Here is a 25,173-nt window from a genome sequence, read left to right as displayed (position 1 = left end):
ATTACACCTATCTACTATCGAGTTGTTATTTTCCCCCCACTATTAGAAATTTCTAACTTTGAAAGACTATGACTGAAGTATAAGGCTACCCCACTATAATCCCCCCTGCAAAGCCTCCATAGCATTAGCTAAATAGGCAAACGGCGCATTCCAATTTATCGCAATCTCATTTACGGCATAGGCGCGGTCATCGTCAATATAAGCTTCATCGGGCACGGTGGATGGTACCTGTATATGGTCCTGCATGCCTGGGTTTGGACCTCCGACTAACAGTCCGGGTACCGGCTCAACAACGCCATCTGATTTGGACGGACGATGATGCGGATGCATAGGCGTTTTGCTGCCATAACCGGTGATGTAAGAGTAACCAGTACCGTTTCGGCCTAAAATATAATCGAGGTTACTCAAGGCATATAATAGATACTTTTTATTTAAAGAAAGTTTGTAAGCCTGTATCAATGCCACACTCTCGTTAGCGGCAATCGAGTTACTTCCCCAGTTAAAGTTACGCGCCGATTTATCCATTACCGTTTTATAAGCTGTTTCATCAGCTCCGCTGATGAGGTTATCGGCGTAAGCTAATAGCCTTTGTTTCAATTCCGGTAATTCTTTAGGTGCATTACTTCCTAACGTGGTGCTATGCTTTATCAGCGTATAATAACCTAAAAGCCGCACATTGCTCCAGCCTGGTAATGGCATATCATTATCCGGCATCAGGTTTACTGCCTTTAAATATTCCGGCTGTTGTGTGGTTACAAACAACTCCGATGCGGCCCAGATAAATTCATCGCCGAAACTATTATCGCCATAGGCACCTGTAGTTATTGGCGGCGAAAAGATTTTATTCATTTTATCCTGGTCGTAAGCCACATTGGGGTTATTTATCGCCCATTCCCAGGCTCTTTTCGACTGGCTTAAACATGAATCAGCCAGACCCGGTAATTCCTTAGGATACGCCCTGAAAATGCGGCTCGCCTGTGCCATCACCGCGGCGAAATCAAGTGTAGCTGCCGTGCCTTTTTGTACTACATAGCGGGGAGCCTTAGCACTGTCCGGCATTTCAAACTTATCGAACGCGGCATTGGTGAGTTTGTGGTAAACGCCGCCGTCAACGTCCTGCATAAACATCATCCAGCGCAGGTTCCATAAAACTTCATTCAGGATATCAGGCACTCCATTCCCGCTTTCGGGGATATTCAACTTCACCGTTTTCATGTAGACAGGGAAATCTTCGTAAAGCGATAATAAGGTGCTGGTACTAATGCCACTGTTAACCACATATTTATTATAATCCCCGGCGTCATACCATCCCCGCGGGGCGGAAATTATAGTGTTTATTGGCCTTATTGCTGTAGCCGCCGAAGCATGTACCAAAATAGCCGTATCCGGGTGACCCTCGGCCCTGTGCCATTTACCGGCGTATTTTTCCAATAATGGTGTTGAAGCACGCATAAAGTAATAAGCTTTAATGGATGCATCAGCAACTTTTTGATAGGCATCCGGCTTAATCTCAAATGGGTAGGAATTTCCAATCCCTGGAACGTTTAAAATATATTTTCCGGATTGGGTATATGCCCCAAAATCCGCAATATAAGTTGGTTTGCCTGCAAAGTTGGGATTAGCAGATTTACTTAACTTGCCTGTGAAAACGGTCTTTCCGTCGGTTGATTCCAGGTAAAAAGCACTTTTTTTATCAGCCAATATGATAGCGATTTTGGGGCCGTCAGGATAAAATCCGAGCTGGTTTAAACGGATGAGGCTGGCGCTGTTAGCGGTTTGCTGTTGAGCAAAAGCTTGCTGCATAAGCAGCAGGAATATAATTGAAAAAAGAAATTTCATGCAGGTAGACGAGCTGATTGATTGAGTATAAATATCGGTTAAAAACGAATTATGATATAATACTTAACCTGCAAATTAGCGGTAAAATTTAGCATTATTTACCGCAATATTTTTCAAGATTTTCTTTGGCAGGTTCACAATTCATATTGCTTGCGGTTTGCCAGTCGGCAAAAGCGCCTATTTTATCGCCTATTTTAATTTTGGCCTCACCGCGAATATTGTAAGCCAAAGCCAATTGAGGGTTAATAATTATAGCAGAGTCTAGGTCGATAACCGCATCTTTATAGTCTCCCTTTAATAATTTGGCCTTGCCCCTTAATTCATACTGGTTTCCTACGATCGTATTATACATGTGGCCTTTTTTAAGTGTTCGGCTGGCATTATTATAATTGATAGCTACAGTAAAATCGTTAATAGAACTTTGGTACTCTTCGATTGCCAATTCTGCCAGGGCCCGGTTATTATATACTGATTCATCTGGCCGTAATTTAATCGACCTGGTAAATGCTTTAATGGCTCCTTTATTATCTTTCTCTTCCATTTTAATAAGGCCAATTTGATTATAATCTATCCACGCATACTTATCGGGGAGCGAGATAGCGGTGTCGAGGTCTTTAACAGCAGCTTCATAATCCTTCAGATCCCATTCCGCAGTTGCCCGGTTGGCGTAGTAAAGTGCTTTTGTTGGAGCTGCACGAATAGCATCAGTATAATACGCAATGCTGCTTTTATAATCTTTATTAAATAAGGCACTATTAGCTTGTATTATGTAAGTTTTTTCATTTGATGTGTCTTTTGCGGCTTGGGCAAAACTTATGCATGGGATAAATAAAAACACTAACAGCAGCTTTTTCATATTATTGAATATCATTTAGGTTTTATAACTATGCCGAAGTAGAATTGGGTTTATCTACCTTACCAATTCCATCATCTTCAAAATACTATCAATGTATTCGCGGTTATTGGCAAGGCGTGGCACTTTATTTTGCCCGCCCAGTTTGCCTTTTTCCCTCAACCAGTTAAAGAATGTTCCTGACGGCGCTTTACGAACAATAGGGCGGCGCAGCGCCATATCCTTAAACCGCTTGGCATCATAATCAGAATTAATGCGGCGGAGGGTTTCATCCAGCAGGTCGACAAAACGCTCAAATTCGGCAGGTTTTTGTTCAAATTCTATTATCCATTCGTGGGCACCGCATTCGTCACCATTAAAGTAAACCGGCGCAGCGGTATAATCGCGAATGATGGCGCCGGTTTGGCTGCATGCTTCGGCTAAGGCACGCTCCGCATTGTCGATGATCAGCTCTTCGCCGAAGGCGTTGATAAAGTGCTTGGTGCGCCCGGTGATCTGTATGCGGAAAGGTGAGAGTGAAGTAAAACGGATTGTATCGCCAATCATGTATCGCCACAAGCCGGCATTGGTACTTATAATAAGTGCGTAGTTCTTATCCAGATGCACTTCATCAAGTGTAAGTGTTTTAGGTTGATCATCATGCAGATCCTCCAACGGCAAGAACTCGTAGAAGATACCATAGTCGAGCATCAGCAGCATGTCGCCTGAATCAAAGCTATCCTGTATGCCGAAGAAGCCTTCAGAGGCATTATAGGTTTCCAGGTAGTACATTTCATCGTTTGGGATCAGCCTTTTAAACTGGTCGCGGTATGGGGTAAAGTTAACCGCGCCGTGAAAATACAATTCGAGATTTGGCCAAACTTCCAGCAAATTCTTTTTGCCGGTAATTTCTAAAATACGCTTGAACAATAAAATATTCCAGGTGGGTACGCCGCTGATGCTGGTCACATTCACGTCTTTGGTGGCGTAAGCCATTTTTTCGATCTTCTCCTCGAAATTTTCTATCAGGGCGATATCCAAATGTGGGGTACGGTAAAACTCCGCCCAAAGCGGCAGGTTTTTCATGATCACCGCGGAAAGATCGCCAAAGGAAGCATCTGGATGGAGCTGATTTACCTGGTTGCTTCCACCAAGCGTTAAACTTTTCCCGGTGAAGATACGGGCATCGGGCCGCTCATTAAAATAAAGCGTAAGCATATCCTTACCGCCTTTAAAATGGCATTCCTCTAATGATTCCTCGCTAACGGGGATAAACTTGCTGCGGTCGCTGGTGGTGCCTGATGATTTGGCAAACCAGCGGATACCTGAGTGCCATAATACGTTCTGCTCACCTTTAAGCATGCGCTCGATGTAAGGCTTCAGGGTATCATAATTCTGTATGGGTACGCGTTGCTTAAATTGCGTAAGCGTACTGATGCTTTTGTATTGATACAGCTTGCCCCATTCGGTTTGCTCCGCGCCGGATATGAGTTGCTCAAACCATTCTTCCTGTACTTCATTCGGGTATTTCATAAAAAGCTCTATCTGGTGGATGCGCTTTTTCATGAACCAGGTAAAAACAGAGTTAAAAATGGCCATAGGGATATTTTATTGAGCGAATGTTTTTCTTTTCAGCACGAAGTTGGCACCCAGGTAAACCTTACGCACCATTTCATTAGCTGCAAGTACTTCGGGTACACCCGATTCTAATATCTTTCCCTCGAACAGCAAATAGGCCCTGTCGGTAATCGACAAAGTTTCCTGCACGTTGTGGTCGGTGATCAAAATGCCGATGTTGCGGTGCCTTAGCTTGGCAACCATTGCCTGGATCTCTTCAACCGCAATCGGGTCAACCCCTGCAAAGGGTTCATCCAGCAGAATAAAATTAGGTTCTGCAGCAAGGGCGCGCGCTATTTCGGTACGGCGGCGTTCACCACCCGAGAGCAGGTCGCCACGGTTGCGGCGCACTTTATGTAAGCTGAATTCGTCTATCAATTCCTCTAACTTTTCCTTTTGTCGTTCTTTGGTCATGTCACCCATTTCCAAAACCGCTTTGATATTATCTTCAACAGTTAATTTCCTGAAAACCGAGGCTTCCTGCGCCAAATAACCGATGCCTTTTTTAGCACGGCGGTACATCGGGTCGGTGGTGATGTCCTGGTCATCTAAAAATATCTTGCCCTCATTAGGTTTTATCAAACCAACAATCATGTAAAACGATGTGGTTTTACCCGCGCCGTTCGGCCCCAGCAACCCCACGATCTCGCCCTGCGACACGTTGAACGACACATCGTTCACCACAGTGCGCTGCTTATATTTTTTAAGTAAATTATCTGCTCTTAGGTTCATTCTAATTCAAAAGTTAAAATCAAAATTCAAAAATGAAGTCAATCGCACCATGAGTTTGACTTTTTAATTTTGACTTTTGATTTACGCACGTATACCTTTAATATTTAATTGTATAGAACGCTTATCGCGCCAAATATTTTCTTCTATTGTGTAACAAATATCAAAAGGTTTGTCTTTCTTTATTTTGTCGAGATATTCGCCCTGGCTAAATGCAATACAATCAAATAGTTGCGATCCGTTTTGCACTACCGACATTTTTAAATGTTTTTCGCCGACCAGTGCCGGGTAGCCACTAACATACACATTTTTGCTTATGAAAACCGGCGCCATGTTCTCGGGCCCAAAAGGCGCGAACTGGTTTAATATCCGGAAGAATTTCGGCTGGATCTGTTTAAGCTCCAACTCGGCATCAATGGCTATTTGCTGGATCAGTTGTTCTTCGGTAATACTGGCGCTAACCACTTCCTCAAACTTATCAATAAAAGCAGCAACATTTTCCGGTGGCATAGTTAATCCTGCCGCGTATTTATGCCCGCCAAACTGGGTAAGCAAATCACTGCAGCCGCACAAGGCTTCATATAGGTCATAACCCAAAACCGAGCGCGCCGAGCCTGCCACATGCCCGTTAGACCGGGTAAGTACAACCGTAGGGCGGTAGTATTTTTCTGTTAACCTTGATGCTACAATACCGATTACACCTTTATGCCAATTCTCATTAAAAACCACAGTTGATTTTCGGCCCATCAGTACCGCATCACTGTCAATCATTGTCAAAGCCTCATCCGTCATCGACAGATCATGGCCTTTACGCTCGGTGTTTTTAATATTGATGAGGTCACTTTTTATTTTGGCTTGTTCCTCTGTACAGGCACTCAGCAACTCAACGGAGTGCTTGGCGTCATCGATACGCCCGGCGGCATTTATGCGTGGACCTAATGAAAACACAATATCGGATATGGTATAATTTGTGGTCTTGCCCGAGACCTCCATCAGCGTTTTTACACCAATGCAGGGGTTGTTATTCAGTTTATGTAAGCCATAATAAGCAAGTACACGGTTCTCGCCGGTAATGTGTACAATATCACAGGCGATGCTTATCGCTACCAAATCAAAATAACAGCTAACTTCTTCAAAAGGGATCTCATTTTTTTCGGCAAACGCCTGGATCAGCTTAAAGCCGATTCCGCAACCTGATAATTCTTTGTAAGGATATCCGCAATCCGCACGCTTGGGATCTAGCACGGCAACTGCATCCGGGATTGTATCCCCGGGAGTGTGGTGATCGCAAATAATAAAATCGATACCCAGTTCATTGGCATAAGCGATCTTATCAACTGATTTGATGCCGCAATCTAACGCGATGATGAGCGTATAACCATGCTCAGCAGCATAATCAATTCCCTGGGTTGATATGCCGTAGCCTTCCTTGTAACGATCAGGGATATAATACTCTAAATAGCGGTGATATTTTTTAAAGAAACCATAAACAACAGATACCGCGGTGGTTCCATCCACATCGTAATCACCGTATATTAACACTTTTTCATTGGCTTTAAGCGCCTCTTCAATTCGTTCAATAGCTTTCTCCATATCCTTCATCAGGAATGGATCATGCAGGTGGCGGTGGTCGGGCCTGAAGAAGTAGCGGGCATCCTCAAAATTATCTATGCCGCGCTGGATCAGTAGCTTGCTCAAAACCGGGTCGATAGTTAATGCGGTGGCTAACTGGGCTATAGTTCCCTCGTCTGCATTCTCCTTTATCCACCACCGTTTTTGCATATCTTTGTTGCTTTAAACAGTAAATATAACGATTTTTTGATGTGCAGATATGCTGATGTGCAGATGTTTTTGATGTGCAAATATGCAAGTGTGCAAATGTGCAGGTTAATTACGAATGTAATAATTTGAAAATCATCCTTATATCATATGAAATCATTATCTGCATATTTGCACATCTGCAAATTATAATAGTACTATGCAAATTTTCACTCTCGGCGAAGGCTCGTATTCAGTTGATGCATCAAAAAAGTTTGTTCCCTTTGATCCTCAAACCGATAACCCTAAAGACCGCCCGGCATCTTTATTCATCCATGTAAATCCTTTCCTGGTTAAAACCGGCACCGACCTGATACTATTAGACACAGGTTTAGGCTTTAAAGATACCCGTGACGAACTTTACCTGCACCAGCATATCCGTAACGCGGGCTTTGACCCGGAGGATGTTACCCTTGTTTTGATGTCGCACCTGCATTACGACCATTCCGGCGGGTTAGTGGTAGAGCGAAACGGCAAATTAGAGCCAAGCTTTCCATTGGCTACACATGTGATACAAGAACAGGAATGGGATTTTGCCATTAGCGGTAAAACATCATCTTATCACCAAGAGATCTTCGAAGCGCTGCAAGGCAAAATAGATATTCATTTTTTGAATGGTTCCGGTGAATTAAAACCCGGCATCCGGTATGAATTATCAGGCGGGCATTGCCCTTATCACCAGGTATTGTGGATTGAGGATGGCGATGAAAAAGTATTTTTTGGTGGCGATGAGCTACCTGAGCCTGAACAATTGATCCGGAAGTTTATTGCAAAATATGATTATGATGGCCGTAAGGCGATGCAGTTACGCGAAGATTATGGAAAAATTGCAGCTGCTGAAAACTGGACTTGTTTATTTTATCACGCAAAATCAATAACCGAGGGGAAGGTTAAATATGCAGACGAGCATTTTACCGTAAGTCAGGCTTAAAAAGCTTTATCCGACTCAAACAATTCTTTTATTTTCTCAACGCTTAATGGTTTCGAAATAAAGCTGTGCACAAGCGGGTATGATCTTGCTTTATTAATGTCGTTGCTAAAAACTGATGATGATATAATAAAGATTTTGCTCTTACCCAATGGATCAATGTTCAGGCGTTTGTACTCATCTAAAAACTCCCATCCGTTCATTATCGGCATGTTAATGTCTAACAAAATATAGTCGGGAAGTTTACTCGGGTCCTTGCGTTGGATCTCTACCAGCTGATCAATGGCAAATTTACCGTTAAGGCAAGCCATGATCTCGGTAGTTAACAACGCTTTTTTTATCAACTTGATGGAAATGAAGTTGTTAATTTCATCATCGTCAACCAACAAAATGCTTACTGCCTGATTAATATTGTTCATGAGTGTTCGTGTTCGTCTTCCTTATACGGGGGCTGCTAAAAAAAGGTTATATTCTTATAAGTTGTAATTTATAGTTATTGTTTTTTTAATCGAAAATAAATTTAGCTATAAAAATTCCTGCGAACAGTATTTCGCAACAGTTAAAATTCGTAGTCGCGCTCAACTTGGCAAATTCGCACTTTGTAATGCTCATACCATTGCTCCCGGCCATGCTTTTGCGCAAATAAATGGTCGGTATTTGCCTTCCATATTTTAAACAGCTTTTAAGGATTGCCAATAGGATACGGTTATCCCGATCTCGTTCCGCGCAGATTCAATTCCTAAGTAACCTTCCTGTTGTTTGGCTAGCTTCACCATCTATTCAGACATGGTTTCGTAACCATTATCGCCTTCCGTTCTAAATGAGGTAAAGATTACGGCATAATATGGGGTTGAGGAGTTTCCGCTATCATATTTTGATGTGAAATTGTGCGTATATGCAATATGCAGATGTTTGACTATACTATATAGCCACGCATCTGCATATCAGGTTAATTCAAAGTTATTTGCATATGTGCATATTCACGCATTTGCAAATTAAAATCACGTTCCGTATTCCGGGGTGGTTACTTCGCTTTCTTCAAACTCGTAATCACTTAGCGGCGGGCATGAACAGATCAGCGTCCGGTCGCCGTAAGTATCGTTTACACGACCCACCGATGGCCAGAATTTGTACTCTACTACGTAAGGCAGCGGAAATGCTGCTTTTTGGCGGGTATACGGATGCTCCCACTCGTTGGCGGTAATTACAGCCGCGGTGTGCGGTGAATTCTTCAACGGGTTATTTACTTTATCGGATAAGCCTTTTTCAACATCATCAATTTCATGGCGGATTGAGATCATCGCATCACAAAAGCGGTCAAGCTCGTGCTTAGGCTCTGATTCTGTGGGCTCAACCATTACCGTACCCGCAACCGGGAAAGAAACAGTAGGCGCGTGGAAACCATAATCCATTAAACGCTTAGCTATATCTGTAACCTCGATGCCGAAGTTTTTAAACGCGCGGCAATCCAGTATCATTTCGTGTGCGCAACGACCATGTGAGCCGGTATATAATACCGGGTAATGGTGATGCAAACGGGCTTTAATATAATTGGCATTTAAGATGGCATAACGGGTAGCATTCGTTAAGCCATCGCCGCCCATCATAGCGATGTAAGCATGTGAAATGATCAATATAGACGCTGATCCCCATGGGGCCGATGACACCGCGTGGATGGATTTTCCTTTGTCGATGTCAACCACTGCATGTCCCGGTAAAAATGGTACCAGATGTTTAGCCACACCAATCGGGCCCATACCCGGGCCACCACCACCGTGCGGGATGCAAAAAGTTTTATGTAAATTGAGGTGGCAAACGTCGGCGCCAATATTAGCCGGACTGGTTAAGCCCACCTGCGCGTTCATGTTAGCGCCGTCCATGTAAACCTGTCCGCCGTTTTGGTGGATGATCTCACAGATCTCAATGATCGACTCCTCAAAAACACCATGTGTTGATGGATAAGTAACCATTAAACATGATAACTCATTGTTATATTGCTCGGCTTTAGCTTTCAGGTCGGCAACGTCAATGTTTCCATTATCATCGCATTTCACCACTACGATCTTCATCCCTGCCATAGCGCCGGATGCCGGGTTGGTACCGTGTGCCGATGATGGGATCAACGCGATGTTACGGTGAAAATCGCCCCTATCCTCGTGATAAGCGCGGATCACCATTAAGCCTGCGTATTCACCTTGTGCGCCCGAGTTCGGTTGTAAACTCATCGATGCAAAGCCGGTAATTTCGCTTAACCATTTATTCAGTTCATCAAATAGCTGCATGTAACCGCCGGTTTGGTCGGCTGGCGCAAAGGGGTGCATCTTGCTGAACTCCGCCCAGGTAACCGGTACCATTTCAGTAGTCGCGTTCAACTTCATGGTACATGAACCTAAAGCGATCATCGAGTGGCAGAGCGAAAGATCCCTTGCTTCTAATGATTTGATATATCGCAGCATTTCATGTTCTGAATGATGCGTATTGAAGAGTTTATGTGTTAAATATGTAGATGTACGCTGTAATTCAGAAGGTATAACGGTTTGTATATTACCTTTCAGCTCGTCAAAGTTCACATCATTTAAGCTTTTGCCTTTAACCTTGGCAAAAAAGCGAACTATGGTTTTAATATCTTCAGGTGAAGTAGTTTCGTCAACAGAAATAGTAACTTCTGAACCTTTATAGTTCAGGTTTATTTCGTTATTCAAAGCTTCACCATGCAATGGTCCTGCTAAAACACCAAGATCAAATTTGATCGTATCGAAATAAGACTCATTTAATTGTTTATAACCTAACTCATTTAATGAATCAGCCAGCAAAACAGTTAAACCGTGGATGCGCTCAGCGATCAGTTTCAACCCTTGCGGACCATGGTAAACGGCATACATGCCAGCCATAATAGCCAATAATGCCTGCGCGGTACAAATGTTTGAGGTTGCTTTATCCCTGCGGATGTGTTGCTCGCGGGTTTGCAAAGCCATACGCAAAGCATAATCACCCGCGCTATCAATAGTTACACCGATGATACGACCCGGTAAAGAGCGCTTATATTCTTCCTTAGTAGCGAAAAATGCCGCATGCGGGCCACCAAAGCCCATCGGCACGCCAAAACGCTGGGTATTGCCAACTACAATATCGGCACCCCATTCGCCTGGAGGCGTTAACAGCACCAGGCTCATCAAATCAGCAACAACGGTTAGCTTAATGCCTTTTTCATGTGCACTGGCAGCGAAATCTTTATAGTTATAAACTTCGCCATCACCTGCCGGATATTGTACGATGGCGCCGAACATGTTTTCGGTTAGCTCGACCGTTTTGTGGTCGCCTATTTGCAACTCTATGCCATAAGGCTCTGAACGGGTTTTTAAAATATCAATAGTTTGCGGGAACAATTCCTGCGAAACGAAGAATGTGTTCGCCTGCTGATTTTTACGCAAGCTGTATTGCATAAACATGGCCTCGGCAGCAGCGGTACCTTCGTCTAATAAGGATGCATTGGCAATTTCCATACCGGTAAGGTCGATAACCATGGTTTGGAAGTTTAACAAGGCCTGTAAACGGCCTTGTGCAATTTCGGCCTGGTACGGCGTATATTGCGTATACCATCCGGGATTTTCAAGTATGTTACGCTGAATTACGCCCGGCACGATAACATCGTAATAACCCTGGCCGATAAATGATTTGAAAACCTTGTTTTTTGAGGCGGTTTGCTTCAGCGTTTTCAGGTAATCAAACTCGCTTTTTGCATCGGGTAAATTAAGCGGATTTTTAAGCCTGATTCCCGCAGGAACAGTTTGATCAATTAATTCATCAAGCGAACTAACGCCGATGGTTTTTAGCATTTTAGCGGTATCAGCCTCGTTCGGGGCTATATGTCGCGACTGGAATTTCTCCTGGTAATCGATGTTCAGCTTCATGTGGAATTAGCGGGCAATTAAAATTGACGCAAAGGTACAACTTTCCGCATGAGTAACAATTAGCTAACTGTATATTGACAATGGATTTACAACCCGAAGCTGTCAATAAATTTTTAAACGGCGCAAGCCCGCAAATACATTTGTATCGTATTCTCCAGCCCGAAATATAAAGCATCGCTTATTAAGGCATGCCCTATACTTACTTCATCCAGGCCGGGAACATTTTCAACAAAATATTTTAGATTGTGCAGGTCAAGGTCGTGGCCCGCGTTGATACCTAAACCGTATTGTTGCGCAACTTTAGCCGCTTCAACATAAGGCGCTATTGCCGCCTCTTTTCCTTTGGGGAAGTTGGTGGCGTAGCCTTCGGTATAAAGTTCAATACGGTCGGTGCCGGTGGTGGCAGCGGCGGCAACCATTTCGGGTACCGGGTCAACAAAAATAGAAACCCGTATACCCGCGGCTTTAAAAATGGCGATGGTATATTTCAGGTAAGCCTGGTTGGTGATGGTATCCCAGCCGTGGTTGGATGTGATTTGACCCAAAATATCAGGCACTAGCGTAACCTGCGCAGGCTTGTTGGCCAGCACCAGGTCAATAAATTTTTGCTCCTGGCAATTTCCTTCAATATTAAACTCCGTTGTTACGATCTTTTTCAGGTTAACCACATCCGCATAGCGGATATGTCTTTCATCCGGGCGGGGGTGTACAGTTATGCCTTGTGCACCAAACCGCTCACAATCCTTTGCCACTTGGATCAGGTCGGGGTTATTGCCTCCGCGCGAATTACGCAGCGTGGCGATTTTATTTATGTTGACGGATAATCGGGTCATATTGAATGTATACTTTTACTTCCGTAAATATCATTAATACTTTAAAACATCTAAAACATTTTTATGATTGATTTTATTTACATCCAAGTATGAAAAAAATATTACTCAGCTTATTATTCTTATTAATAATATCCGCCATTAGTAAAATGGCTAATGCACAGGCCAATTATACTAAAATAGAGAACTACCAGGTTTGTTACGGTTACGCCCGCCACTTTCCGCAGGAATGGATGATATTGCGCAAGTTTGATAACTACGGCAAACATTATCTTTTATTAGTTAACCCGCAAACGCTTGATACCCGGGTAGACGAAAGCAACTTCTACCAAATCAAAGAAATGAGCATTGCCCAGGCGCGCGCATTCTTTAGTACTTCTCCTTACCAGGATGCGCTTAAGAAAGCTGAAAAAGCATCCGTTATGATACAGGATGCCGGAATTGAAAGCGGTATGCCGAAAGAAACAGGGATTAGTTTAACGGCCGATCTTTGTCCCTCACATAAACCGCTGGACCGCCGCATATTTACCGATATCATAGCTGAATTTAAAAAGGTGGAAACACCTGTCCCGGTTGCCCTTTCTATAACCGGCATATGGATGCGCGATCACCAGGAGGATCTGCAGTGGCTGAAGCAATTGCAGGCCAACAACGAGATCTATGTTACCTGGATCAATCATTCCTTTAACCATCGCGTAAGCCTAAAAGCGCCTTTAAAGGAAAACTTTTTATTGGAGCCCGGTACTGATATTAATTACGAAGTACTCGAAACCGAAAAAGCCATGCTGAAAAACGGCCTGCTGCCGTCTGTATTTTTCCGGTTCCCGGGGTTGGTATCGGACCAGCAACTGGTGTATAAGATCACTGATTTTGGGTTGATACCGATAGGCACGGATGCCTGGCTGGCTAAAGGACAAGCGCCGCAGTCGGGCAGTATTGTGCTGATTCATGGTAATGGCAATGAACCTGTTGGCGTGAATGATTTTATCGCCCTGCTGAAACAAAAAGCGCCGGAAGTTGCCAAAAAGCAATGGCTGCTGTATGATTTGCGCCAAAGTGTGGATGAGGAGTTTGAAACGCCGGATACGATTGCAAAGCCGGGAAAGAAATAACAAATCAGTATATTTAGTTGATGAGCTGGATATGCCCCAAATGCGAACGTGAGCTTAGGAACGTTAACCAGTTTCACAATTGTGTTAAGGTAAGTTTGGATAGTTTGTTTGAGGGACGGCCGGCTGAATTGGAATTGGTTTTTGACAAAATATTAGCCGAGGTTGCTGGTTGGGATAATGTGCTGATCAGCACTAGTAAAAACTGTATCGTGTTTGTTCACAAGCGCACTTTTTTTGTGATCAGGCCGATGCAAAAACAACTTGACCTGAAATTTTATTCTAAAACCAAGCCGGAATCGCCGATCATTATGAAAAGTACTTTTCAAGCAGGCAAGTACGAGAACAGTACCCGGATTTCGCTACTTACTGAATTGACGACGGAGCTTTTCGGCATGATCAAGAATTCATACCTTTTGTTGTAATAAAACATTACAAGATGGTAAATAATACAGATCTGCCCGATAGCTTAATTGTTAACGAATGTTAAACTTTTGTTGAGCAACTATATAAACAGCTATCTTGTTAACAAGTAATCACAGTGTGGCAAAATATCTACTCCTTACCTTTTTATTTCTACTGATAGCGGCAGGTGCATTTGCACAGCTTTTAAGCGGGTTGGTATTGGACAAACTTTCGCATAAACCTGTTGAATATGCAACCATTCGTACGGGCCAATATGTAACTTCTACTTCTATCGAGGGTAAATTCAGTTTATATAATATTCCTTTTAATGATACCATCAGGATAACACATGTAGGTTATGTGCCTTTAACTTATACTGTATATAACATCCACACTGATACTATTTATGTTGAACCTGTTATTATAGAATTGCAGGACATCCATGTATATACCCGTAGTTATAAGGCAGATTCGCTTAGCACCCGCAAAGACTTTGCGGCTCAGTTCGGCTATCAAAAACCGGCGATAAAGGATTTCCTGAAAACAAACCTGCCGACGTCTATACCCGACCATGGGCCTGCGATAAACAGTGGTAATGATTTTGGTGGGCTAAACCTGCTGGATGTTGTCAGCCTTTTTGGCAGGAACAAGAGCAACCAGGCCAAGCTTCAAAAACAGCTGAAAGACGATGAAGAGGCCAACTATCTTAATTACCGATTTTCCAAATCGAAAGTAGAATTGATCACCCACATGCAAGGTGACTCGTTACAAGATTTTGTTACCGCCTACCGCCCGGCCATTACTACACTTAAACAAATGACGGATTACGAAATATTGATATATATAAAAGAGAGCTATGCGCAGTTTATTAAAGATTATAAACCGGGGGAAAGTTCGGTTTTTAAGAAACCTTAACTGGCAGGCGCCGAGTTGTTTTAAATGATCCGTGAAATGCTTCCTATGCCATAAGATCTGCTTACTATTATTCAGCGGATGTTAATGAAGCTATTCATTCTTTCGTATACCGAAGCGCAACAGCCCCCGAATCAAAAACCTTCGACCCAACAAATTTTAATTGTAATTTCTGCTGCAGTTTGATGCCATCAAACAATCTTTTCCCTTCGCCTGCAATTAGCGGGTGAACCACAATATGGTATTCATCTATCAAATCTAATTCAGCCAGTTGCGAAGCGAGATCTATACCGCCGGCTAAAATATTTTTACCGGGTTCCTGTTTTAGTTTAAGTACTTCGTTTTGCAGGTTTGTATGAAAAATTGTGGTTTTTTCGTCCTCAACATTTTGTAATGACCTGGAGAAAACAACAATTTTATCGACGGCAATATAGGCTTGGGCATATGCGATGTCAACCTCTCTATCCTCCGTGCCGGGGCTTTTCGCTACATCGGGCCAGTAGGGAACCATCAGTTCATAAGTTTTTCGGCCGTAAAGGAATGTACCTGTATCTTGCAGAAGCTTCATAAAATAGGCCATCGTATCTTCACTGGGAAAAAACTTGGTATGATCGCAGCAACCATCCAGGGTGGTGTTGATCGCGAAGACTAATTTGCTCATTACTTTAAGTTTTGAAAAAGTATTATGTTCTTTCGTGTATATCTTCAGGTCGTTAAACTAGAAAACTATTCCTGTTTAGTGGAAACCGAAAGCTGGATTAAAACATCCTTGTCGATGGAATTTTCGGGGCCAACCTCGAAATCTAACCTGTTAATGTTAAAATTCCCCTTAAATTGATAGCCGCCGGGTATGGCCTTGATAGTGAAAGGGAATGAGATGGCTTTTGTAACACCTTTCATGGTTATTGTTCCTGTAAACAGATAAGCGTCATCCCCTTTTTCTTTATTTATTTTTTGCGATTTAATAACGATTAAAGGATATTTCTGCGCGTTAAAATAATCTTCATCTTTTAAATGGCTATCCCTCATGCCTATCCCGGTATTGATGCTTTCAGCATTTACAGATACATCGAAAAAAGACTGGCTTACGTCCCTGGTATCAAATACAATATTCCCTTTCAGGCCGCTAAACGAACCTGTTACCGTGCTGCGAAAAACCATCTTGTGCGATACCTGGAATTGCACCAATGAAGATTGCTGTATTGGCGTTAAATGCTGCGCGTAACTAAAAACAGATAAGCAAAGTAGTAACGCTATTATAGAAGTGGATTTCGTTTTCATAAGAGCAGGTTTAAACTAATTGATTTTTTATTTGAGTATAGAAAGCATAGTAAATATATAAACGAATATTGATTATAATTTGAAGTTGCGTTGCCAGGCTGTTTTATACTAGTTTCAGTCTCAGACTGAAACCAGGGATGATAACAGTTTGTAACTGTCTATTAAATATCCTGAGTTATAAAAACTGATGCCAGTGGGGCATAGTCCTAAATCCATATTCTTTTAAATCTTTACTGTTTAACTACGCATTCAAAACGGCACAAAAACCCTTGTTTTCTCATCAAAACCTATCAAAAAGTGCACAAAGTTTATCATTTTTCAATCGTTTTCAGGTCAAAAACAACTGTTTTTAGCCCAAAAAGTATTCTAAATTAATCTAATAACGCTCATTTTCCCTCTATTTAGGGCTTTTTATGCCCAAAAAGTGTACTAAGTATACACCTGTTTCATCCGAAACATGAAACAGTACGGCACAAAAAAAGGGCATAATCCTAAAACCATGCCCTTTTGAATTTTGACTTTTAACTTTTGAATTAATACCTGTAGTATTCAGGTTTAAACGGACCTTCAACCGTTACACCGATGTATTCAGCCTGGTCGGTATCTAAAACTTCCAGCTCAACACCAATTTTGGCAAGGTGCAAACGTGCAACCTTTTCGTCAAGGTGTTTAGGCAGGGTGTATACTTTGTTTTCGTATTTGTCGCCATTGTTCCAAAGCTCCAGCTGGGCCAAAGTTTGGTTGGTGAACGATGCGCTCATCACAAAGCTTGGGTGGCCTGTTGCGCAACCTAAGTTAACTAAACGACCTTCAGCCAAAATAATAATGTCGCTGCCTTCGATGGTATATTTATCTACCTGTGGTTTAATTTCAATTTTGGTATTGCCATAAGCGTCGTTTAACCAAGCCATGTCAATCTCGTTATCAAAGTGGCCGATGTTACAAACAATAGCTTTATCCTTCAAAGCGCGGAAATGTTCCTCGCGAACAATGTTCATGTTGCCGGTAGCAGTAACCACTATGTCAGCTTCTTTAATAGCCGTGCCTAATTTTTTCACTTCGAAACCTTCCATAGCTGCCTGTAAAGCGCAGATCGGGTCGATCTCGGTAACGATAACACGTACACCGGCATTGCGCAATGAATCTGCCGAGCCTTTGCCCACATCGCCATATCCGCAAACAACAGCAACCTTACCGGCCATCATAACGTCAGTAGCACGACGGATCGCATCAACCAACGACTCGCGGCAGCCGTATTTGTTATCAAATTTTGATTTGGTAACCGAATCGTTCACGTTAATAGCCGGCATCGGTAATGTGCCAGCTTTCATGCGCTCGTATAAACGGTGCACACCGGTGGTGGTTTCTTCTGATAAGCCTTTAATACCGGCAATCAGCTCAGGATATTTATCCAAAACCATATTGGTTAAGTCGCCGCCATCATCAAGGATCATGTTTAATGGCTGGCGGTCTTCGCCAAAGAATAATGTTTGCTCAATACACCAGTCGAACTCTTCCGCATTCATACCTTTCCAGGCATAAACCGAAGTTCCGACAGCAGCAATAGCCGCGGCAGCATGATCCTGGGTTGAAAATATATTACATGACGACCAGGTAACTTCAGCACCCAGCTCGATCAATGTTTCGATCAAAACAGCGGTTTGAATGGTCATGTGCAGGCAGCCTGCAATACGCGCACCTTTTAACGCCTTTGATGGTCCGTACTCTTTGCGTAAGGCCATTAACCCCGGCATTTCTGCTTCGGCTAACTCAATTTCCTTGCGGCCCCATTCAGCTAATGAAAGGTCTTTTACTTTGTACTTGGTGAATGCAGTCTCTACTGATGACATATTGTTTTGATTATTATTTGGTTGCAAAATTAAGTAATATATATGTGAAATAAAATTTGATAAAAGCCCCTCTAAATTTGTTACAGTAGGGCAGACTGTATCTCTATTTTTTTTGTTCTCCTTTTCAGGAGAGGGTTCTGGTGTTAAATGTATACGTCCCCAACCTCAACGCAGTTTTCACAAACAAAAAAATGACAGTTATCACTTATTCCTCCAATTTAGGTTCAGATAATTTCACTATCCCGTCAAAACCGAAAACAAATCAAACCTTTTCAGCCAAAAAACATTTTCCTATTGAATAACAAACATATTATGCCATCACTCATCATCGAACACGCCTTCATTATCGCCATGACCGTACTTTTTATTCATGCCTGTAGCTGGAAAGGGATGATATTTGAAGGGATAAAAAAACTGATTAAGCCGGAGGGGCATCTGTACAAACCAATTTATGGTTGCCCCATTTGTATGACGCCCTATTACGGGACAATTATGTATCTGTTATTTTTCAGGTTGTCGTTTGTAGACTGGCTGCTTACCATTGGCACAGCAGCTGGCATGGGTGTGCTATCCGTGCTTTTTATTGATATTAAGGACGGTATTTTTACTAAAGGAAATGATCAGAATAATGGTAACTAAACTTCTATCAGTTTAGGTTTTGCTGTTTTGGTTGATGATTGGCTTTGCGCTAACTTGTTATTTTGAGTCATGGATAGGCTGCCGTTATACACAGCGCCGTTGTCGACCTGTAAAGTTTGAGTGCGGATTTCGCCGGTTACTTTTCCGGTCGCCTTAATTTCCAGCGAATTTACTTGCAGGTTGCCGTTGATAACCCCATAAACCACTAACTCTTTGGTAACCACATTGCCTAAGATTGATCCTTTTTCACCTAAGATCAAGCCTTCATCAACCATTACATCGCCGGTAATTTGTCCGTCTATGCGGGCAAAGTCGGGCGCTTTAAGGTTGCCGTCAAAAATGCAACCTTCGCTAATCAGGGTTGAAATGGATTGCATATCCAGGGAAACTTTTTCTTTTTTGAAAAGAGACATATTCAGAGGTTTTTAGTTGTTTAAGGACAAGTAAGCGATCGGATTTACCGGCTTGCCATTTTTACGTACTTCGTAGTGCAAATGGTTACCTGTTGAGCGGCCTGTTGAGCCAATTTCGCCTATTTTTTCTCCGGCGGTCACTTCCTGTCCAACCCTTACCACAATTTTTGAAAGATGGCCGTATAATGTCTCGAAGTTGTTTTTATGCTGAATGCGGACGCAATTACCATAACCGCCAAACCAGCCTGTAAAAACCACCCTGCCGTTGGCGGTACATTTTGCTGCGTCGCCACGTTCGCCTTTAAAATCAATCCCCGGGTGAAATTCAGCATGCCCGGAATCAAAAGGGTCGCTTCGGTAACCGAAATAGGAGGTTAATGAACTTATACGTGGGTAACCCATTGGGGTAAATGCAACCGCGTTTAAAAAGCGGCTTAAATAATCATCGTACAGCGAGTATTTTTCTTCGTCGGTAAATTTGCCGGTTTCGGCATCGCCATTACCACCGACGCTTTTGGTTGAAAAGCCTTTTAAACCGCGTTTCTTTAAATAAGTATTAATGGTTTGTAGCTTGGCTTCAATTTCCTGGATATAAGTTTGTGCTTTGTTTTCAGGAGCCTTTACCTGTGTGCTGACAGGCGGAGGAACCTGCGTTTTAAGCTGTGTTATTTGCTTTAATAAGATTGCTTTTTCAGCTTGCTGCTTATTGTTTTCGTTATTTAGGTATATGATGGAGCCTGCAAGTATCACAATTAATGATAACACACCTGCTGCATAATGCTTTAAACGGCTAATGTGCTTTGTTTTTACCTGCAGTGTTTTGGAGGCGCCTTTGTTTTTGTCAACAATGATCACCGTACTTACACCGGATGGTTTAAATTTCATTTAAATTAGTCAATTAGGGATTGCAATATATAAAAGCCTTTGTATCAATGCAAATACAACATGCATTTAACCCTGGCTTAAATTTATACGTAAAAATCAGGAATTTTGTTCCTGATGCTTTCTAATAACTGTTATAAAAAAGGATTATTGCGTCAGTAAATTGTTATTATTCTTATTTGTAGGTGTTAAGCCAATAGCATTTATTATTTTTGTAGCCAATTAAATTAGATAAAGATGTACCCAGAATATTTAGTTGCCCCTATGCGGGCCGAATTGACCAACGTTGGTTTTGAAGAATTAAAAGATTCAGAGTCGGTAAAAAAGGCTATTGAAAGCGAAGGAACTGTATTTGTTATGGTAAATTCTGTTTGCGGATGCGCGGCTGCCAACGCACGGCCGGCTGCACGTATGGCTACCCAAAGTGATAAACACCCGGATAAATTTGTTACTGTATTTGCCGGTATGGAAGCTGATGCAGTAAACACTGCCCGTAACTACATGTTACCTTACCCGCCGTCATCGCCTGCTATGGCTTTGTTTAAAGACGGCAAATTGGTACATATTATTGAGCGCCACCAAATTGAAGGCCGCCCTGCACAAATGATAGCTGATAACCTAATCGGTGCATTCGAGCAATATTGCTAAGTATTAAGATAACAGAAATAAAATACCAAAAGCCTGCACTAAACATGCAGGCTTTTTTTATAAACCCAATTTTCCACCATGCAAAAGCACACCAGCCGTTCCCCTAAAAAGAAATCGGCATCAGGGCTGATCCGGCAACCACTGTCCCTGCCAAAGCACAACCCAAAGTAGGATCAGAACGTAGCCCGGAGTTTTCTTTGGTTACTTTCTTTTGACGGCCAAAAGAAAGTAACGCTTAGCGCAGCGATACCAGAGACGGGCATTCGGTATTATTACATGAGATAAGCGAATGGTATCTCCAAATGGCCCCAACCTCTATTTATCAACACATACACTTAACATAAACAACCATATTATTAATCTGAATATGAAATCAGGCCACCTTACTTAACTATGTGGAAAACTCCAAATGGAATTATATTATGCAGAATATTATATTTGATTGAGCCCTTGATAAATTCTAACCACAATTTCCCGCGGACTAATATTCAGGTTTCAACCCCTGGATATAGTGTTCAGTTTATAAGTTAATTATTTGAGCCTTGCCCGGTTGCCATCGGAGCAGGGCTTTTTTATGAAGTTTCTTACCTTTGCACCTATGTTCGAGGTAATTCTAAAAAAAGGCAAAGAAAAAGCGGTGTTGCAACGCCATCCGTGGGTGTTTTCCGGAGCGATCGAAAAAGTGAAAGGAAATCCGGCTAATGGAGATATTGTACGGCTGATTAATGCTAAAGGCGACTTTATGGCCTACGGTTTTTATAATGATCAGTCGCGCGTGGCTTTGCGTTTGTTAGAATGGGATGAAAAAGCTGTGGTTGATGATAACTGGTTCCGTGAAAAAGTTGCTATCGCTGTAAATAGCCGCGGCAATATTTTAGCTGATGGCTCAACCAATACCTGCCGATTGATTTTTAGCGAATCGGATTATTTGCCGGGGCTGATTGTGGATAAATACAACAATCATTTAGCGGTGCAGATCCTTACTTCGGGTATTGAAAAAGTAATGCCGGTAATTATTGATGAGTTGAACAACCTGTTAAAACCCGAAAGCATTTTTGATAAAAGCGATGCCTCATCGCGCGAGCATGAAGGTTTGCAAACTTCAAACGTTGCGCTAACTTTAACCAGTCCGCCTGAAAATGTGGAAGTTAAGGAAAACGGCATCATCTATAATATCAACATCGCCGAAGGCCAAAAATCAGGCTTCTATTGCGATCAGCGTGGTAACCGTAAAATACTGGCAAGCTATGCCAAAGGCAAAAAAGTGCTGGATTGCTTCAGCTATACAGGCGGCTTTACATTAAATAGCTTAAATAATGGCGCGTCTTCAGTTACCAGTGTGGATAGTTCCGCACTTGCGATTGAAACATTGCGAGAAAATATCAAGCTAAATAACCTGAATGCAGCCAAACATATCGCCATACAATCCGACGTTAACAAGCAGTTAAGGGCCTTTAGGGAGCAGGAAGAAAAATTTGACATTATTGTACTGGATCCGCCTAAATACGCGCCATCGCGTTCTGCATTGGATAGGGCATCCCGTGCTTATAAAGATTTAAACCGCCTTGCTATTTTGTTGTTAAATGATGGCGGGTTGCTGGCTACCTATTCTTGCTCCGGCGCTATGAATATGGAGACCTTTAAGCAAGTTTTAGCCTGGGCCGCGCTTGATGCCGGTAAACAGGTGCAGTTTATTCACCAGTTTTGCCAGCCAGAAGATCACCCGGTAAGGGCATCTTTTCCGGAGGGGGAATATTTGAAAGGTTTATTGTGCCGGTTAGTTGGTTAAGTGTTTCATTAAGCTGATTAGTAACTGGTTAAACTATTCACTTAATCAACATACTCACCAATAACTAATTGAATTTCACATTACCATAGTTGGAGCTTATAGTAATATTTTTATCGTTGTTGCCTTTGCCTATATAACCTTTGTAGCTTTTAGTAGGATGAAATCCTCTTTCATCATCACCGGTTTTGCTGGTAATTGTTACCGGGTTATTCCCATAGCCAAAATCGGCGTAATGTGTTACAACGGAAAGGGTTGCATTTTCATCACCGCTTAAGCCAATATCAACGTTAGTGTAGGACGCGTTTATAGCTAAATTTTTTACGTTCTTGTCTAAATCACCAATCTGCAAACTGCCGTATTTTATGTTAACGGTACCGGCGCTGTGTAATTTGCTGATTTTAACAGGACTATAGCCAACATCGGCAGTAAGTGAGTTTACTGATCCAAGATTAAGATCGCCATAACCCAAATCAAGGGTACAGTTCCCCAGGTTTTCAATAACGGCATTGCCATATTTAACCCTGATTACGCTTTCATTAGTTAATGATTTGGCACTCAGGCTGCCATAAGCACTGTTTATTGTTACTTTTCCCATCAAATCAGGCAGGATGATAGCGCCATAACGGTCATCAACAACAAAATCATTTTTCACCGGCATGTAAACAGTATAGTTTATTTCCATCTTTTTTGCCCCGCTGCCTGTTAAGGATGAGAACCATGAACTTTTAACTTCCTCAATAATTGTTCGGAAAGCAACGGTCGAGCCATTTTTAGCATCGCTGATCCTGACATTATCCAATATTTTTTTTGCCTGGTCATCGCTTCCTGCCGATACCTTTATTTGAACCTCAACCTTAAACTCATTCCTGTTCCAGGTATTTACGGTAACATTACCATACTTGTTTTCAATTGACAATACATCATTTGCATCAGCAGAATATGTTTTAGCATAGGTTTTTACAGCTTCGGCATCATCGTATTTGTCACTATTAACGCTTACGGTTGCATTCCTTATAATAGAATTGATTTGCGGGGCAACAGCATCTACATCAGCATCAACATTAATATTATTAAGCGCTGATATAACCTGAACATTTGTTTGCACACTGATTTTTTGTAACTGTGTTTTTAACTTGTTAAGCTGTACTTTAAAGTTTTTAACATTAACAAGAGAGCCAGCATTGGTTAATTCAACAGGTTCGGTATTAATTTGTACGGATGTTACAGTTTGGGCAGAAGAATCTGCAAGGGCAACAGTATTAACTGTAGTTTGCCCAATTACGATGTTGCCTGCCAGGCAGGCCGCGATTAAAGTAATAGCCTTATATGCTTTTAGTTTCATTTTTCTGTTCGATTTTACTTTGGTTATAGCGTTCAATTACGCTTAATTGCTGGTTTAGCACTTCTGTTTGTGTTTCCAGGTTCCTGATCATCGCGCGAAGAACAAGTTCCTGGTTAGGGCTGGTCGCTAAATCATTATTCAGTTTTTTATAGGTTGAATCCATTTGGGCTATTTCTTTGCTAAACTCCTGGTAAAGAGCGGGGTCTGTTTTTGCCAGTTGTTTAAGCTCGGTGCGTTTGGTTTCAACCAATGATGCGTAGTGCACTTGTTGCTTAGCATATTCCGGGTTTATCCGGGCCAGGTCTACCCCGGGTTTATTGACACTTTTTAAAAACACAGCGAAGCTGATCCCCATTACAATAATTACCGACGCAGCCACGCGCAGCACAAAGCCTAACGAAAATGTTTTCGCATCAGCTTTTTTTTTCTCTTCCTGCGGAGAAAGTTGTTTTTCAATTTTTGCCCATATTTCCGTATCAGGTTCCAGTTCATCAAAATTTTCCCGGTTAGCCCTGATAAAATCTTCTAATCGCTTGCTCATTGTGCTATCCCTTTTCTTTTTAAAATCTCTACCAATTTCCTTTTTGCTCTTAAAAACTGTGTCCTTGAGGTATTTTCTGATATATTTAATACCTGCCCAATTTCCTCATGATCATATCCCTCTAATAAATAAAGCGACAATACCACGCGGTATCCATCAGGCAATTCATTCATAGCATCCTTAACTAATGCCGCTTTATATTGTATTTCTTCATCATCTTCAAATTCCTCATCGGCTATATTTTCAATTTGTTCACCTTCCAGGTCAACCAGGTCCATTTTGCGCTTGCGCAATAAGTTAATGGCTTTGTTAACTACAATTTGTTTTAGCCAAAGGCCAAAAGTAGTTTCCTGCCTGAAATCTTTTAATTTATTAAAAGCATCCAGGAATGATTCCTGTAATACATCTTCCGCCTCGGCAATATTGCCAACAATCCTAAACGCGATGTTCAACATCGCCTTAGAATATAATTTATAAAGCTCGTAGCAGGCTTTTTTACTTCCCTGCTTACACTCAACCACCAGGTTATAATGCTTATCGATGTATACGGATTCCAAATTTTGCAGCTTTCACGTTATATGACGCAATCATTTTAACAACGTTGCATGAATGTAAATAAATTTCATTACAAAAGTTAAATCAACACTAAGAGCCATATCTAAAAATGCTTAAAACGAAAAATTTAACTTTTAATTTAATTGATTGTCAGGCAGTTATAAATCCAAAAGTTGTAACAATTATATAATACCAAGGCTCAAATTATATGAAACTTTGTTGCAATCACCTATATTTGCAGCGGGTTAAGTAGAGATGTGTGTGGTAAGATTGAACCCTTGGATAGTGAAATCGCCATAATAC

The 25,173-nt window shown here is 41.9% G+C and carries 23 protein-coding genes; 7 read left to right on the top strand and 16 right to left on the bottom strand.

Annotated features, from left to right (window positions below):
• Positions 1-93 precede the first annotated feature (93 nt).
• From ACYZ0U_RS00580 to recJ, 5 genes are all read right to left on the bottom strand, one after another.
• Complete coding sequence (locus ACYZ0U_RS00580) at positions 94-1,839, bottom strand: glycoside hydrolase family 9 protein (protein ID WP_461448725.1); 1,746 nt, start codon at positions 1,837-1,839, stop codon at positions 94-96.
• 94 nt (positions 1,840-1,933) lie between these two features.
• Complete coding sequence (locus ACYZ0U_RS00575) at positions 1,934-2,695, bottom strand: tetratricopeptide repeat protein (RefSeq protein ID WP_461448723.1); 762 nt, start codon at positions 2,693-2,695, stop codon at positions 1,934-1,936.
• Between the two features lie 54 nt (positions 2,696-2,749).
• Positions 2,750-4,270: a GH3 auxin-responsive promoter family protein gene (locus ACYZ0U_RS00570; RefSeq protein ID WP_461448721.1), complete on the bottom strand. Its 1,521-nt coding sequence runs from the start codon at positions 4,268-4,270 to the stop codon at positions 2,750-2,752.
• A gap of 9 nt (positions 4,271-4,279) precedes the next feature.
• The gene (gene lptB / locus ACYZ0U_RS00565) at positions 4,280-5,020 is read right to left on the bottom strand and encodes an LPS export ABC transporter ATP-binding protein (protein WP_461448719.1); all 741 of its coding nucleotides are present in this window, start codon (positions 5,018-5,020) and stop codon (positions 4,280-4,282) included.
• 81 nt (positions 5,021-5,101) lie between these two features.
• Positions 5,102-6,799: a single-stranded-DNA-specific exonuclease RecJ gene (gene recJ, locus ACYZ0U_RS00560; protein ID WP_461448717.1), complete on the bottom strand. Its 1,698-nt coding sequence runs from the start codon at positions 6,797-6,799 to the stop codon at positions 5,102-5,104.
• Between the two features lie 196 nt (positions 6,800-6,995).
• On the opposite strand from recJ, the gene ACYZ0U_RS00555 reads away from it, so the two are divergent.
• Positions 6,996-7,766 carry an MBL fold metallo-hydrolase gene (locus tag ACYZ0U_RS00555; protein ID WP_461448715.1) on the top strand — a complete coding sequence of 257 codons (771 nt, stop codon included), beginning with the start codon at positions 6,996-6,998 and terminating at the stop codon, positions 7,764-7,766.
• Here the strand turns inward: ACYZ0U_RS00555 and ACYZ0U_RS00550 are convergent.
• The 3 genes from ACYZ0U_RS00550 to ACYZ0U_RS00540 form a co-directional block, all read right to left on the bottom strand.
• Positions 7,763-8,182 carry a response regulator gene (locus tag ACYZ0U_RS00550; protein ID WP_461448713.1) on the bottom strand — a complete coding sequence of 140 codons (420 nt, stop codon included), beginning with the start codon at positions 8,180-8,182 and terminating at the stop codon, positions 7,763-7,765. The two genes, ACYZ0U_RS00555 and ACYZ0U_RS00550, sit on opposite strands and share 4 nt — an antisense overlap.
• Before the next feature lie 582 nt (positions 8,183-8,764).
• Positions 8,765-11,674, bottom strand: coding sequence for an aminomethyl-transferring glycine dehydrogenase (gene gcvP / locus ACYZ0U_RS00545; RefSeq protein ID WP_461448711.1), 2,910 nt, complete (start codon positions 11,672-11,674; stop codon positions 8,765-8,767).
• Positions 11,675-11,787: 113 nt separating this feature from the next.
• Positions 11,788-12,507: a pyridoxine 5'-phosphate synthase gene (locus tag ACYZ0U_RS00540; RefSeq protein ID WP_461448709.1), complete on the bottom strand. Its 720-nt coding sequence runs from the start codon at positions 12,505-12,507 to the stop codon at positions 11,788-11,790.
• An 89-nt stretch (positions 12,508-12,596) separates the two neighbouring features.
• Between ACYZ0U_RS00540 and ACYZ0U_RS00535 the strand changes: the two genes are divergently transcribed.
• From ACYZ0U_RS00535 to ACYZ0U_RS00525, 3 genes are all read left to right on the top strand, one after another.
• On the top strand, positions 12,597-13,616 hold the full coding sequence (locus tag ACYZ0U_RS00535; RefSeq protein WP_461448707.1) for a polysaccharide deacetylase family protein: 1,020 nt from the start codon (positions 12,597-12,599) through the stop codon (positions 13,614-13,616).
• 20 nt (positions 13,617-13,636) lie between these two features.
• Positions 13,637-14,038 (top strand): DUF5655 domain-containing protein, encoded by a 402-nt coding sequence (locus tag ACYZ0U_RS00530; protein ID WP_461448705.1) that lies wholly within the window; start codon positions 13,637-13,639, stop codon positions 14,036-14,038.
• A 118-nt stretch (positions 14,039-14,156) separates the two neighbouring features.
• Positions 14,157-14,933, top strand: a complete 777-nt coding sequence (locus ACYZ0U_RS00525; RefSeq protein ID WP_461448703.1) for a peptidase associated/transthyretin-like domain-containing protein — start codon at positions 14,157-14,159, stop codon at positions 14,931-14,933.
• 94 nt (positions 14,934-15,027) lie between these two features.
• On the opposite strand, the gene ACYZ0U_RS00520 is transcribed toward ACYZ0U_RS00525, so the two are convergent.
• From ACYZ0U_RS00520 to ahcY, 3 genes are all read right to left on the bottom strand, one after another.
• Positions 15,028-15,591, bottom strand: coding sequence for a dihydrofolate reductase family protein (locus tag ACYZ0U_RS00520; RefSeq protein ID WP_461448701.1), 564 nt, complete (start codon positions 15,589-15,591; stop codon positions 15,028-15,030).
• Positions 15,592-15,656: 65 nt separating this feature from the next.
• Positions 15,657-16,211, bottom strand: a complete 555-nt coding sequence (locus tag ACYZ0U_RS00515; protein ID WP_461448700.1) for a YceI family protein — start codon at positions 16,209-16,211, stop codon at positions 15,657-15,659.
• A gap of 533 nt (positions 16,212-16,744) precedes the next feature.
• On the bottom strand, positions 16,745-18,061 hold the full coding sequence (gene ahcY, locus ACYZ0U_RS00510; protein ID WP_461448698.1) for an adenosylhomocysteinase: 1,317 nt from the start codon (positions 18,059-18,061) through the stop codon (positions 16,745-16,747).
• A gap of 312 nt (positions 18,062-18,373) precedes the next feature.
• On the opposite strand from ahcY, the gene ACYZ0U_RS00505 reads away from it, so the two are divergent.
• Positions 18,374-18,700, top strand: a complete 327-nt coding sequence (locus ACYZ0U_RS00505) for a hypothetical protein (protein ID WP_461448696.1) — start codon at positions 18,374-18,376, stop codon at positions 18,698-18,700.
• Here ACYZ0U_RS00505 and ACYZ0U_RS00500 read toward each other — a convergent pair.
• Together ACYZ0U_RS00500 and ACYZ0U_RS00495 are read right to left on the bottom strand one after the other, a co-directional pair.
• Positions 18,697-19,113, bottom strand: coding sequence for a bactofilin family protein (locus ACYZ0U_RS00500; RefSeq protein ID WP_461448694.1), 417 nt, complete (start codon positions 19,111-19,113; stop codon positions 18,697-18,699). The genes ACYZ0U_RS00505 and ACYZ0U_RS00500 overlap by 4 nt on opposite strands.
• Positions 19,114-19,125: 12 nt before the next feature.
• On the bottom strand, positions 19,126-19,998 hold the full coding sequence (locus tag ACYZ0U_RS00495) for a peptidoglycan DD-metalloendopeptidase family protein (RefSeq protein WP_461448692.1): 873 nt from the start codon (positions 19,996-19,998) through the stop codon (positions 19,126-19,128).
• Positions 19,999-20,232: 234 nt separating this feature from the next.
• Here ACYZ0U_RS00495 and ACYZ0U_RS00490 point away from each other — a divergent pair, with 234 nt between their 5' ends.
• Together ACYZ0U_RS00490 and ACYZ0U_RS00485 are read left to right on the top strand one after the other, a co-directional pair.
• Complete coding sequence (locus ACYZ0U_RS00490) at positions 20,233-20,643, top strand: BrxA/BrxB family bacilliredoxin (RefSeq protein ID WP_461448690.1); 411 nt, start codon at positions 20,233-20,235, stop codon at positions 20,641-20,643.
• Positions 20,644-21,241: 598 nt separating this feature from the next.
• Positions 21,242-22,432 (top strand): class I SAM-dependent rRNA methyltransferase, encoded by a 1,191-nt coding sequence (locus tag ACYZ0U_RS00485; protein WP_461448688.1) that lies wholly within the window; start codon positions 21,242-21,244, stop codon positions 22,430-22,432.
• Positions 22,433-22,496: 64 nt separating this feature from the next.
• On the opposite strand, the gene ACYZ0U_RS00480 is transcribed toward ACYZ0U_RS00485, so the two are convergent.
• From ACYZ0U_RS00480 to ACYZ0U_RS00470, 3 genes are read right to left on the bottom strand one after another with little or no spacing between them, the layout of a single operon-like run.
• The gene (locus tag ACYZ0U_RS00480; RefSeq protein ID WP_461448686.1) at positions 22,497-23,774 is read right to left on the bottom strand and encodes a hypothetical protein; all 1,278 of its coding nucleotides are present in this window, start codon (positions 23,772-23,774) and stop codon (positions 22,497-22,499) included.
• The gene (locus tag ACYZ0U_RS00475) at positions 23,755-24,315 is read right to left on the bottom strand and encodes a hypothetical protein (RefSeq protein WP_461448684.1); all 561 of its coding nucleotides are present in this window, start codon (positions 24,313-24,315) and stop codon (positions 23,755-23,757) included. Before ACYZ0U_RS00475 ends, ACYZ0U_RS00480 begins: the two co-directional genes overlap by 20 nt.
• The gene (locus tag ACYZ0U_RS00470) at positions 24,312-24,872 is read right to left on the bottom strand and encodes an RNA polymerase sigma factor (protein WP_461448682.1); all 561 of its coding nucleotides are present in this window, start codon (positions 24,870-24,872) and stop codon (positions 24,312-24,314) included. The genes ACYZ0U_RS00475 and ACYZ0U_RS00470 overlap by 4 nt, the downstream gene beginning before the upstream one ends.
• Between the last annotated feature and the right edge of the window lie 301 nt (positions 24,873-25,173).

Origin of the sequence: Mucilaginibacter sp. (genome assembly GCF_965225845.1) — a bacterium.
Taxonomy (GTDB): Bacteria; Bacteroidota; Bacteroidia; order Sphingobacteriales; family Sphingobacteriaceae; genus Mucilaginibacter.
The sequence above is the reverse complement of the archived record's forward strand: the minus strand, read 5'-3'. Positions and strand labels throughout refer to the sequence as shown.